We start from the raw sequence: 12,536 nt of genomic DNA on the forward strand, positions 1-12,536 counted from the left end.
ATCTAGGTTTTTCTTTTTAAATCGGCTATTTTTTTATGGATAAAAGATAAAGCAGATTGGTATGACTCTTTAATAGAAAAGGAAGATGAATTATTTAAAGGTATTGATAGAGATTCTATTTGATGGTATAAAAAAGTAAAGTATTACAAATTTAAACGCACCAAGAACTGTACCTGTGTTTTGAGAAAATTTTAATTCTAAAGTATTTAGAGCGTCTACATTGTGTGTAAAATTAGGCCAGTTGTGTTGTTGCCAATTCCAGATGTTTCGTGCCATGGGCTATAATTTTAACTTTTATAGCTCAATTATAGTTAAATTTTGAGCTATATATTTATAACGTATAGCTCAAAGGATTTTTTTTGTCCTTAAATATATGTACTACAATTAATGTATATTTGAGTTTTGAAATTAATTATAAATTAGAGTACACGATTAAGTACACGATTTTATTGCGAAAAGCCATTTAGGGGCTAGTTTTCGGGCAAAATATCAAACTCATAACCCGAAGGTCACAGGTTCGAGTCCTGTTCCCGCTACAAAGCTTTATGCTAATAAATTCAACGGATTGTGTCTCACAATCCGTTTTTTATGTCTTCTATTTTCTTACTTTTACAAAACGTACACGGTTTTCCAATGAAATTGAATTATTCCGAACCTAAAATTTATACTGGTAAAGTGCAGGTTTCTAAATGGTCTTCACTTAAGAAATCCGGATAGAAAAAAGCACTATCTAAACCTTGAAGACTTGCTTTTATGGATAAAAGATAAAGCAGATTGGTATGATCGTTTAATAGAAAAAGAAGATGAATTATTTAAAGGTATTGATAGAGATTCTATTTGATGGTATAAAAAAATAAAGTACTACAAATTCAGCCAATACCGAGTGCCTTTAAGTTCGCCTGTTTTAATAAATATATTTTTATCTAGCATATCTTTTAAATCACGAGTAGCTGTAGATGCAGAAGTTTTAGCAATTTTTGTATAATTACTAGCGCTTAACCCTCCATGAAAGCCTTGGTGTCCTGCATTAAAAATTCTGGTAACAACCTTTAATTGACGGTCGTTCATTATTTTATTAAAACGGTCAAAGAATTTTGCTTTTTTTATTAGGAAGTCAATTAGTTTTAAAGTGTCTTCTTGTGCATCTAATATAGTTTGACCAAAATATATTAACCAATCTGTAATGTCTAAGTCTTTATTATTGTTTGCAAGTGCATTGTAATAAGCTTTTTTATTGCTTTCTATAGTTTTTGATAATGAGATAAGAGTGGGTTGTCCTACACTTTGTGCTATAGATTTTTCTGCAAGAGCACGTGCAATTCTACCATTACCATCCTCAAAAGGGTGTATGCATACAAAATATAAATGTGTAATACCTGCTTTGGCAATTGGTAATACATTACCTTCTGATTTGACATACGTTGTATTAAATTTGTGTATAAACTGTTCCATTTCTTTATGCATATTAGATGATGGTGGTGCTTCAAAATGTACAGTTGGTTGGTCTAATCTGCCAGACACTACTTGCATTGGGTCTTCATGTGTGCGATATTTACCAATATCATTTAAATCTCTTCTACCATTGGTTAGCATTTTGTGCCAATTAAATAGGTCTTTATGAGAAAGTTGTTTTGAGAAGTTTTGGTATAAATCAACCATCATTTCTGAAATACCATATTCGGCAGGTGCTATCTTTTTTTTATCAACTTTTAATCCTAGATTTTTCTTAATAGAGGATTGAATACTGTCTCTGTCTAGATACTCACCTTCTATTTCAGAAGTTTTTATAGCTTCGTTAGATAGGATTTCAATGATTAATTGTTCCTTCTCATTGTCATTAACATGTTTAAACGCACCAAGAACTGTACCTGTGTTTTGAGAAAATTTTAATTCTAAAGTATTTAGAGCATCTACATTGTATGTAAAATTTGGCCAGTTGTGTTGTTGCCAATTCCAGGTGTTTCGTGCCATGAGCTATAATTTTAACTTTTATAGCTCAAATATAGTGAAATTTTGAGCTATATATTTATAACGTATGGCTCAAAGGGTTTTTTTTGTCCTTAAATATATGTACTACAATTATTGTATAATTGAGTTATGAAAGTAATTATAAATAAGAGTACACGATTAAGTACACGATTTTATTGCGAAAAGCCATTTAGGGGCTAGTTTTCGGGCAAAATATCAAATTCATAACCCGAAGGTCACAGGTTCGAGTCCTGTTCCCGCTACTAGTAAAACGATTTAGTTGATTCTAAATCGTTTTTTTTTATGCGTTTACTTTTCTGTTTTATGCTATTGATGATAGACACTAAGGAGGTTTGCAGACTTCTATTCCTACTGTAACATAATTATTGTAACTCTAAATTAAATTTCTGTCGTTTTTTTATATTGTAGGATAAAGGCTTCTATTTTATATATATTATCTACAATATTTACTCTTTAACTATAAAACACACGGAAAGTGCTGGTTTTTATTTAAATAATGCGCAAAAAATTTTCTTATATTAAAAAAATTAGTATTTTCGTTGAAATGCAAAATAATCCGACAAAACGCAAAATTGTATTAAAGAATTTCGCTTCCATCAATAAGTGAAATTTGAATTAATTTAAATCTAATTATTAAGTTGTTATGTTAATTAAGCATCTATTTTTCAAACATTCTGAAGGTTTTAAAAACCATTTCAATATGCTAAAGTTCAATATGCGTAAAACCATAGTGGTGTCATTGTTTTCTACTGTGTCACTGTTATCATATGCGCAACTCAGTGTAAGACATGATAATTTTATCTTTGTAAATGATGAGATTGTTTTTGTTAATAACGCCATTACATTAGGAGAATCAGATTCTAAATTTTATTTAAGAGAAGAAGCTCAACTTATTCAAGGAGAAGAAACATCTTTAAATACAGGTATAGGAGAATTGAGTGTCTACCAAACGGGTAATTCTAGTAATTATACATATAACTATTGGTGTTCGCCAGTAGGAAATAATTCTATGGCACTAGGAAATGAAGCTTCGCGGGTTAATCTTATTGATGAGGCAACAAATAATATTACAGTGCAAGATCCAACAGGATTAATTTCAAGTGTGGATGTTGCTTTTACTTCAAGTTTTGATGGGTTTTCTTCCCCTTCATTAACAATTTCTAACCGTTGGTTATACACTTTTAGTACGTCTAATGACTATGCCGATTGGAATTATGTAGGTTCAACTTTACCAATTTTACCTGGTTTAGGTTTTACGATGAAAGGCGTGACAGGCACTAATAAACAGCTTTATGATTTTAGAGGAAAGGCGAATAATGGTACCATTAGTAACTTAGTGACAGCCGAGCAGTTTACGCTAATCGGGAACCCTTATCCATCTGCTATTGATGCCTTATTATTTATACATGATCCGCAGAATACAACTTTAAACAATGGGCCTTCACCACATCCAGCTACGACTGGAGCCTTATATTTTTGGGAACAGAGGGATGAAGGTTCGCATAATATTGCTGATTACGTTGGTGGTTATGCCTCGTATACGATTTCTGATACTGGTATGGAGAGTTTTGTGAATGCTATGTTTTCTGCATATGATGGTAGCGGTAATCCTGTTGTACTAGCGCCATCTCCAGGTGGAAATATGGGAACAAAAATTTCGAAACGCTATATTCCTATTGGTCAAGGTTTCATGGTGGAAGGCGCAAGTGGAATACCAACAGGTTCAAGTGTCTATGTCAAAAATGCACATCGAGTCTATGAAAAAATTTCAGATAATAATAGTGTGTTTTTTAGAAGTGCTAGTGTTCAAAAATCGGCATCTAGCACAAATTCAAATGAGGATGTATATAATGAATATGGATTAAATATCGTACCAGATGACTTTAAGAGATTTCGTTTAAATATTACGTTTAATGATGAAATTACGAGACAGCTAGTGCATAATTTTAATGATATGGCTACTTCTGGTTTTGATTATGGCTTAGAGGCTAAATTACCAGGTAAAGGACCATCTGATGCCTTTTGGGTTTTAGGTGATGAGGCGTATTCTATTCAGGCAAGCCCGTTTTCAACAGATTTAGCAATACCTATAACGGTATCGTCTAATGGTCAGCAGCCATTAAAATTTAGCATTTTTGATGTTCAGAACTTTGACGAAACTCAGGCTATTTATTTACATGATATGGTTAACAATACCTATATAGATTTAACGCAACAAGATTATTTGTTAAATATTGAAGCCGGAAACTTTTCTAGCAGATTTCAAATCGTATTTACCAGTAATAATGCATTAAGTCAAGATATGAGGCTAAAAGAGCAGTTTGATATCTTTATTGATAATGACAATGCATTATTTACTTTATTGAACCCTAACTTTGTAGATATAGAGTCATTTATCATATATGATATTAATGGTAGAGAAGTTATTAATTATGAGATCACATCTCTAAAGGATAGTTATCAGTATTCTTCAAAAAATTTAAGTGACGGTATTTATATCACAAAAATTAAAATTAGAGGAAATACATCTTTCTCTAAAAAGTTAATTGTTTCTCAGAAATAAAATAGTATGAATTGTCTACCATAGACTATCTATAGGAAATAAGAAATGAATGCTTTCGATCTTCTAAATACAATACGATGTGTATTTAATTTCTAGAGGTAAAACTTAGGACCCAAATAGAGCCTAATCTTTTCCTATATAATTTGATGTTGTACTATTCGTTTTAATATGATGTGATTGTTAGATTATATTTTTGGTCTTCGAAAATGATACGTTTCAATTTGAAATATATGAACTGCCATAATATGGCATGCCTAGTTTAAACATACATTTATACAGTCTAAAGTTTGAAGACTTTAGCGTGATTGGTAATACACTTTAATGACGAGGTTTGTTTATAAACACATGGTTAAGTTTATTTGGCAATAAGACCAAAATCTTATGAAAACCTTGGGTGAATTTCAATTAAGAAGGTAAGAACTAGTGCTGTGAGCTGTTTTTATTTACTGTTATGTTATCTAACAAAATTCTAATATGTCTTATTCAGGATGTTACTATAAGCCCTGATTTATGGACTGTTTGTGTGGCTTTGCGTTTAAGCTCTATATAAAAATCACATAGCTTATGATGTGATACCTCTTGATTAACAATGTTTTTGAAGTCTACAGTAAAAACAAGGCTGTTATTGCTGGATTGATTACCTTAAATTAGGTTATTGTGATATTCGAGCGGCCTTTATTATCAATAATTTTACGGTATACAAGTTTTGATATTTTAAAAAAGGTATATGATTACCAGGTCATACGTAGATTCTTTATTTTACGATGACTTAAGTCGAAAAACTAAATTAGGCATAGGCAATAATTTGAAAAGTAAGTTTTAATGCTTTTTACCAAAAACAGTATCTATTAATAGATAAAAGAAAAGTCAAGATGAATTTTAAATCCATCTTGACTTTTGTTGTAAATATTTTTTAAGGTGAATTAATTCACTGTTGCAGTAATATTAGATTCATTATACGACCAATTATCAGTACCAATGTTTCTTGCCCAAAGTGCAATGGTATAGTTTCCATCACATGTGCTCGCGGTACCACTAGTACCTCCATAGCCTAGAGAATCATCATTTCTGACTTCTGAAAAAGTGCCACCAGATAAGTTTACGTTAGAACAACCTCCAGTACCTGTTAAGCGGACTTCAAAGTTTAATGTATCGGTAGTGCTAGAACCAGTTAATTTTACAATAGTTGACCAATTTACCAAAATAACGTCTCCGTTTACTACGTTTATTGATGGTGAATTACCCGTTATTCTTCGCCAATCATCAGAACTATTATAGTTAGCAGATGTACCTCTGGCGAATGTAGCACTTCGTGTGGAACGCGTGGATAAAACACCTTCGCTGTCTGCATAGACGATTCGGTTACCTGAGCCAGTCAATTCACGTACTCTTGCATTACCGTTAACATCTAATGATTGTGTAGGTGCAGTTGTTCCTATGCCTAAACCTGTCGTGGTTAACCTCATACCTGTACTTGTTGTTATGGCTGTTCCGGCTGTTACGTTTTCTGCTATTTCAAATGACATGGCTGCATTTATGTTGCTATCAACATTAACACTTATTCGCGCAGCATTTCCATCCACATCTGGAATTCTTGAAGTGTTGTTGAATGTGATATTTGCGTTTCCTCCACTATCATTTGCTGTAAGTGCGACTGAGCCTGTATTTCTTCCCGTTTCAATTCTATTTGTTGCAATTTGGGCATGTGTATTTGTACTTCTTCCAACCTGAACAGTGCCATTAACATTTAACCTTTCTTCGGGATCGGTCATGCCAATTCCAACTCTGTTCGTGTCTGCATCTATGGTAAATGTAGATCCATCAACTTGAAATGCATCATTAGCACTACCACTAAAATCAATAGTATTGGTGTTTAAATTCACTATACGGTTCCCTGTAATTGTGCCGTTAGTGCTGTAAATATTGTCATCATTACCACCACCAGCAGCAACAATCTGAGCGGCAGTTCTACGACGAATATTACCACTAGAATCTCGAGTTAAAATATAATCACTGTCATCTCCATTATTTACGGTTCTAATTCTAGCTGTACCATTAACATCTAACTTAGCTGTTGGATTTGAAGTACCGATACCAACTTCATTTTCGTTCCCTTCAATAACCAGTGTGCTGGCGTCAAAATTGACGTCGAAGTTATTTTGAATGATATTGCGATTTCCAGTAATTGTACCACTTGTAGAATAAAAGTTATCATCGCTTCCACCACCAGCAGTAACAATCTGAGCTGCAGTTCTACGACGAATGTTACCACTAGAGTCTCTAGTTAATATATAGTCACTGTCATCTCCAATATTGACGGTTCTAATTCTAGCTGTACCATTAACATCTAACTTAGCATCAGGGTTACTTAAACCTATGCCTACATTACCACCGTCTTCAATAAAGAGGTCATCTGTATTGTTAGTTCCAAGTCTTATTTGTCCGGTGCCACGGTTACGTAAATACATAATACCATTGCCTTCATTATCAATAATAAAATTACCATCTTCACCGTTATTTCTAATAATTTCGGCATCGTTGGCGGTGTCAGAATCCGTGTAGAATTGAATTCTTGAGTTTCTGTTACCAGTACCCATTTCGTTAAGTCTAAAATCTCCATCGCGAGAAACATTAGTTCCTAATCTACTGTTACCATTAACATGCAGTCTTTCTTCAGGAAGCGTAGTGCCTATACCAACATTACCGTTATTGCTTATTCTTACTCTTTCATTATTATTAGAGTAGATGGCTAACATACCATCACCTTGTTGTTGTAGCCCAGTATCATTGTCTCCAATAGCTAAATCAATATTAGGGTTTGAAATGCCAATACCAACATTGTCAGTACTACCATCTATAACAAAGGTGTCATCATCAAAATTAACATCGAAGTTGTTTTGTATAATGGATCTGTTACCAGTAATAGTACCACTTGTAGAGTAAATGTTATCATCGCTTCCGCCACCAGCAGCAACAATTTCGGCTGCAGTACGTCTACGGATGTTACCACTAGAATCTCGCGTTAAAATATTATCTGTAGCAGCACCATTATTCACTGTTCTAATTCTAGCTGTACCATTAACATCAAGTTTTGCTGTAGGGCTGTTGGTACCGATACCAACTTCATTTTCGTCCCCTTCAATAACCAGTGTGCTGGCGTCAAAATTGACGTCGAAGTTGTTTTGAGTAATATATCTATTTGCAGTAATGGTGCCGTTAGTACTGTAAATATTATCATCATTACCACCACCAGCAGCAACAATCTGAGCTGCAGTTCTACGACGAATGTTACCACTAGAATCTCTAGTTAAAATATAGTCACTGTCATCTCCAATATTGACGGTTCTAATTCTAGCTGTGCCCCCAATATCTAATTTAGCAGTAGGGGCAGTTATACCTAACCCCACATTACCACCATCTTCAATAATGAGGTCATCTGTGTTGTTAGTACCAAGCCTTATTTGTCCGGTGCCACGGTTACGTAAATACATAATACCATTCCCTTCATTATCAATAATAAAATTACCATCTTCACCGTTATTTCTAATAATTTCGGCATCGTTGGCGGTGTCAGAATCCGTGTAGAATTGAATCCTTGAGTTTCTGTTACCAGTACCCATTTCGTTCAGTCTAAAATCTCCATCGCGAGAAACATTAGTTCCTAATCTACTGTTACCATTAACATGCAGTCTTTCTTCAGGAAGCGTAGTGCCTATACCAACATTACCGTTATTGCTTATTCTTACTCTTTCATTATTATTAGAGTAGATGGCTAACATACCATCACCTTGTTGTTGTAGCCCAGTATCATTGTCTCCAATAGCTAAATCAATATTAGGGTTTGAAATGCCAATACCAACATTGTCAGTACTACCATCAATAACAAAGGTGTCATCATCAAAATTAACATCGAAGTTGTTTTGTATAATGGATCTGTTACCAGTAATAGTACCACTTGTAGAGTAAATGTTATCATCGCTTCCGCCACCAGCAGCAACAATTTCGGCTGCAGTACGTCTACGGATGTTACCACTAGAATCTCGCGTTAAAATATTATCTGTAGCAGCACCATTATTCACTGTTCTAATTCTAGCTGTACCATTAACATCAAGTTTTGCTGTAGGGCTGTTGGTACCGATACCAACTTCATTTTCGTTCCCTTCAATAACCAGTGTGTTGGCATCAAAATTAAGATCAAAGTTGTTTTGAGTAATATATCTATTTGCAGTAATGATGCCGTTAGTACTGTAAATATTATCATCATTACCACCACCACCAGCAGCAACAATCTGAGCTGCAGTTCTACGACGAATGTTACCACTAGAATCTCTAGTTAAAATATAGTCACTGTCATCTCCAATATTAACGGTTCTAATTCTAGCTGTACCATTAACATCTAACTTAGCATCTGGGTTACTTAAGCCTATACCTACATTACCACCGTCTTCAATAAAGAGGTCATCTGTATTGTTAGTTCCAAGTCTTATTTGTCCGGTGCCACGGTTACGTAAATACATAATACCATTGCCTTCATTATCAATAATAAAATTACCATCTTCGCCGTTATTTCTAATAATTTCGGCATCATTGGCGGTGTCAGAATCCGTGTAGAATTGAATCCTTGAGTTTCTGTTACCAGTACCCATTTCGTTAAGTCTAAAATCTCCATCGCGAGAAACATTAGTTCCTAATCTACTGTTACCATTGACATGTAGTCTTTCTTCAGGAAGCGTAGTGCCTATACCAACATTACCGTTATTGCTTATTCTTACTCTTTCATTATTATTAGAGTAGATGGCTAACATACCATCACCTTGTTGTTGTAGCCCAGTATCATTGTCTCCAATAGCTAAATCAATATTAGGGTTTGAAATGCCAATACCAACATTGTCAGTACTACCATCAATAACAAAGGTGTCATCATCAAAATTAACATCGAAGTTGTTTTGTATAATAGATCTGTTACCAGTAATAGTACCACTTGTAGAGTAAATGTTATCATCGCTTCCGCCACCAGCAGCAACAATTTCGGCCGCAGTACGTCTACGGATATTACCACTAGAATCTCGCGTTAAAATATTATCTGTAGCAGCACCATTATTCACTGTTCTAATTCTAGCTGTACCATTAACATCAAGTTTTGCTGTAGGATTATTAACACCAATACCTACTTCATTAGCACTACCATCTATTACTAAGGTGTTAGCATCTATGTTTAAATCAAAATTACCAGTAGTTAATGTTCTATTGGCATCTAAGGTTAAGTTATTGTGTGCAATATTCGTATCTGAGCCTGACACAATATCACTTAGAGGTACAGTTGCTGTATTGCCATTTTCTAATGTTATACTAAGGTTAGCTCCAATAACGCTAAAGTTTGTTATAGATTGATTATCTAAATTAGAGCCTGCAGCCAATCTTACCCATTGACTATTGTCCCAATAATAATAACCAGGTTGAATATCATTTATGAGTTGTGTGTTATAAACTAATAGACTTTCAATATTTCCATCTGTAATTGTGGTTGTATCATTTGTACTAGTTAGGGCAACACGTGGAATTAGTATCCCTTGAGTGTTAGACTCAATGTCCAATATAGAGGATGGATTAGGTGTTGTAGTGCCAATACCGACTTGTGCATTTGAGTAGGTGCAAAAGCCTAAGAATAGCATGACAATTTTTAAACTTGATGGTAGTTGCGTTTTCATTTTGTAAATATTTATTCGGTAAAGAAATAAATAAATCCGATAAAATGCAAGTTTTATCGATAAAATGTAAAATTATTGTAATTATTTTTTTGAGATTTTCGCTCCTTCGCATCATAAGTAGGGTGGTGTGATGTATTGGTACTTGAGTTTAAAATATTGGTGTTAAGGGTTTTATATGGTGTTTTTGTTTTGTAGGATGAGCTTTTTGTATTCTTCAATTAATTTTATGTATATCTCAGCGAATTATTCATTCTAAAAATTTATATTGAATCATTTAATTTAAATACAATTGCTTTAAATGAGCTTGTCAAAAAAAAACATTGGATTAGTCTTAGGTCCTATTGCATTCATAATTATTAAGTGCTTTTTTAGTCCTGATGGATTAGATCCTACAGCGAATGCTGTATTGGCATCGACACTTTGGATTGCAATTTGGTGGATTACAGAAGCGATACCGATACCAGCAACTGCATTATTACCAATAGTGCTATTTCCGTTGTCGGGAGGATTGTCTTTGAGTTCCACAACGGCGTCGTACGGTCATAAATATATTTTTCTGTTTGTAGGCGGTTTTATATTGGCCATAGCCATAGAAAAATGGAATTTGCATAAACGTATTGCGCTTAATATTATAAAAGTTGTCGGAACAAATATTAGTAGAATTATTTTAGGTTTTATGGTGGCAACCGCTTTGCTATCTATGTGGATTTCTAATACGGCTACAGCAGTGATGATTTTACCGGTTGGAATAGCTATTGTGCTTCAACTTAAAGATAATCCAGCAACTGCACACAATGAAAATTTAATTTTTGGAAAGGCTTTAATGCTGGCCATTGCATATAGCGCTTCCATTGGAGGCATGGCTACATTAATTGGTACACCGCCTAATTTAGTGTTGGCAGGTGTTGTAGAAAGCACTTATAATATTGAATTGACATTTTCACAATGGTTTGCTTTTGGATTTCCTATTAGTGTAATCTTATTAATGATTTGTTGGTTTTATTTAACTCGAATTGCTTTTAAGTTTAAGCAAAAGTCATTTCCAGGTGGAAAAGAAGAAATTAATAAACAATTGGCTGCATTAGGAAAAGTATCTTATGAAGAAAAGTTGGTGCTATTTATATTCTCAATCACAGCGATAGCATGGATTGGTAGATCCTTTTTCTTGGTAAATTGGTTGCCAGCTATTGATGATACCATTATCGGTATGATCGCTTCAATAGTTTTATTCTTAGTGCCAAACAAACAAAAAAAATCAGCATTGATTACATGGGAAGATGCTGTGAAATTACCTTGGGGCATTCTTCTTCTATTTGGTGGTGGAATGGCGCTGGCAAGTGGCTTTGAGACTTCTGGTTTAGCGGCATGGATAGGAAATCAATTAACGACTTTAATTGGTGTGTCTGTTTTTGTTCTATTAATAGTTTTGATTTCTGCTGTTAATTTTCTAACTGAAATTACATCTAATATGGCAACAACTGCCATGTTATTACCTGTATTGGTATCTTTAGCTGTTGTACTTGATATTCATCCATATATATTATTAGTGAGTGCAACCGTAGCGGCATCTTGTGCCTTTATGCTGCCCGTTGCAACACCACCAAATGCGGTAGTATTTGGGTCTGGCTATTTAAACATAAATGATATGGTTAAAAAAGGTATCTGGATGAATTTAATTTCAATTGTAATTCTTACCCTATTTGTATATTTCATTCTTCCATTAATCTGGAATTTAAATTAAACGAAAGGTCATAATTGATGTTTTTGAATCAATCAATTTCTTTTCATCCTCTGCTTTATTAGTTTTGTGCTATGAATGATAATTTAATAAACGAATTTTTTGGTATCGGAATTCAGAATGGAAAAACACCTGAGAATTTAGGTGTCTTGTGGCGATCCGCGCAAAATCTAGGTGCTAGTTTTATCTTTACTATAGGGAATCGCTATGCAAAACAAGCTTGTGATACACATAATGCTGTGAAATCTATGCCTTATTTTCATTACGATACCTTTAAGGATTTCTATAATAATATTCCAAAAGGCGCTAGACTTGTTGGTGTAGAATTGACCGAAGACGCAGTTCCGTTAGAAACGTTTCATCATCCAAGACGTTGCGTTTATTTATTAGGTGCAGAAGATCATGGGTTGTCTAAGGAAGCGATAGAAAAAAGTCATTTTTTAATAAAATTTCAATCGCAATTAAGCCTTAATGTTTCGGTTGCAGGTAGCATTGTTATGTACGATAGAGGCATAGCGAAACCACGTGTTTAGATGGC

General features: G+C 34.1%; 6 protein-coding genes. 3 read left to right on the forward strand and 3 right to left on the reverse strand.

Features of this window, described 5'->3' with window-relative positions:
* Positions 1-90: 90 nt before the first annotated feature.
* Both HNV08_RS05645 and HNV08_RS05650 read right to left on the reverse strand, forming a co-directional pair.
* Positions 91-276, reverse strand: coding sequence for a DUF4172 domain-containing protein (locus HNV08_RS05645; RefSeq protein WP_173280203.1), 186 nt, complete (start codon positions 274-276; stop codon positions 91-93).
* Between the two features lie 585 nt (positions 277-861).
* A complete protein-coding gene (locus tag HNV08_RS05650; protein WP_173280204.1) occupies positions 862-1,971 on the reverse strand; it encodes a Fic family protein in 1,110 nt (369 codons plus the stop codon).
* A gap of 718 nt (positions 1,972-2,689) precedes the next feature.
* On the opposite strand from HNV08_RS05650, the gene HNV08_RS05655 reads away from it, so the two are divergent.
* Positions 2,690-4,552: a T9SS type A sorting domain-containing protein gene (locus HNV08_RS05655; RefSeq protein WP_173280205.1), complete on the forward strand. Its 1,863-nt coding sequence runs from the start codon at positions 2,690-2,692 to the stop codon at positions 4,550-4,552.
* A gap of 923 nt (positions 4,553-5,475) precedes the next feature.
* On the opposite strand, the gene HNV08_RS05660 is transcribed toward HNV08_RS05655, so the two are convergent.
* Complete coding sequence (locus tag HNV08_RS05660) at positions 5,476-10,260, reverse strand: beta strand repeat-containing protein (RefSeq protein ID WP_173280206.1); 4,785 nt, start codon at positions 10,258-10,260, stop codon at positions 5,476-5,478.
* Positions 10,261-10,558: 298 nt separating this feature from the next.
* Here HNV08_RS05660 and HNV08_RS05665 point away from each other — a divergent pair, with 298 nt between their 5' ends.
* On the forward strand, positions 10,559-12,001 hold the full coding sequence (locus HNV08_RS05665; RefSeq protein ID WP_173280207.1) for an SLC13 family permease: 1,443 nt from the start codon (positions 10,559-10,561) through the stop codon (positions 11,999-12,001).
* Between the two features lie 71 nt (positions 12,002-12,072).
* Complete coding sequence (locus HNV08_RS05670; RefSeq protein WP_173280208.1) at positions 12,073-12,531, forward strand: RNA methyltransferase; 459 nt, start codon at positions 12,073-12,075, stop codon at positions 12,529-12,531.
* Positions 12,532-12,536 lie beyond the last annotated feature (5 nt).

The sequence above is a fragment of the Winogradskyella eckloniae genome (assembly GCF_013249045.1).
Classification (GTDB): Bacteria; Bacteroidota; Bacteroidia; order Flavobacteriales; family Flavobacteriaceae; genus Winogradskyella; species Winogradskyella eckloniae.

What these genes read in the sequence shown, in the direction of transcription:
- HNV08_RS05645 (WP_173280203.1), bottom strand. Translation starts at nt 276, where the DNA reads ATGGCACGAAACATCTGGAATTGGCAACAACACAACTGGCCTAATTTT.
- HNV08_RS05650 (WP_173280204.1), bottom strand. Translation starts at nt 1,971, where the DNA reads ATGGCACGAAACACCTGGAATTGGCAACAACACAACTGGCCAAATTTT.
- HNV08_RS05655 (WP_173280205.1), top strand. Translation starts at nt 2,690, where the DNA reads ATGCTAAAGTTCAATATGCGTAAAACCATAGTGGTGTCATTGTTTTCT.
- HNV08_RS05660 (WP_173280206.1), bottom strand. Translation starts at nt 10,260, where the DNA reads ATGAAAACGCAACTACCATCAAGTTTAAAAATTGTCATGCTATTCTTA.
- HNV08_RS05665 (WP_173280207.1), top strand. Translation starts at nt 10,559, where the DNA reads ATGAGCTTGTCAAAAAAAAACATTGGATTAGTCTTAGGTCCTATTGCA.
- HNV08_RS05670 (WP_173280208.1), top strand. Translation starts at nt 12,073, where the DNA reads ATGAATGATAATTTAATAAACGAATTTTTTGGTATCGGAATTCAGAAT.